The 1,015-nt window shown below is 65.6% G+C and carries 1 protein-coding gene; it reads right to left on the reverse strand.

The features are described from left to right. The coding region (locus AC3WJU_RS22435) for a thiamine pyrophosphate-binding protein (protein WP_492260924.1) at positions 1–1,001 on the reverse strand (1,001 nt) is incomplete at its 3' end. Positions 1,002–1,015: the final 14 nt, after the last annotated feature.

A 1,015-nucleotide genomic window follows, 5' to 3' on the forward strand; every position in this document is an offset into this window, starting at 1 on the left:
CCGTCGACGGTTTCGTTCATGATTTTCACCAGGGACCCGTCGGTGTCGCGGGCCAGCAGCTCGTCCCATTCCCGGCCCCAGACGACCTTGATGACGTTCCAGCCCGCGCCGCGGAAGAACGCCTCCAGTTCCTGCATGATCTTCCCGTTGCCCCGGACCGGCCCGTCCAGGCGCTGGAGGTTGCAGTTGATCACGAAGTTCAGGTTGTCCAGGTTCTCGTTCGCGGCGAGCTGGAGCAGGCCGCGGGACTCGGGCTCGTCCATTTCCCCGTCGCCCAGGAACGCCCAGACCTGCTGGTCACTGGTGTCCTTGAGGCCGCGGTCGTGCAGGTAGCGGTTGGACTGGGCCTGGTAGATCGCGTTCATCGGGCCGATGCCCATGGACACGGTCGGGAATTCCCAGAACGCGGGCATCAGGCGCGGGTGCGGGTAGGAGGAAAGGGCGTGGCCCTGCTTGGACTTTTCCTGCCGGAACCCGTCCAGGTCCTCCTCCGAGAGCCGGCCTTCCATGAACGCCCTCGCGTACATGCCCGGGGACGCGTGGCCCTGGAAGAAGACCTGGTCCCCGCCCGAGGGGTGGTCCTTGCCGCGGAAGAAATGGTTGAAGCCGACCTCGTACAGGGTCGCGGCCCCGGCATAGGTGGAAATGTGCCCGCCCACCCCGATGTCCGCCCGCTGCGCCCGGTGCACCATCACGGCCGCGTTCCAGCGCATGTACGCCCGGTACCGGCGCTCGAACTCCTCGTTGCCCGGGAACTCCGCTTCCTGGTCCGCCGGGATCGTGTTCACGTAATCGGTGGTGGTCACCATCGGCACCCCCACCGACTGGGACCCCGCCCGCTGAAGCAGGCTGCGCATGATGAACTGCGCCCGCTCCGTGCCCTGCTCCCTGATCAACGCATCCAAAGACTCAACCCACTCGGCAGTCTCTTCCGGATCACGATCAGGCAGCTGGGAAGTCAACCCGCTAAGGATGTGTGAGGTCTCTTCTCCTGCAGCCACGTCCAACCTCTCTT

This window comes from Arthrobacter sp. FW306-1B-F12A (assembly GCF_058781865.1).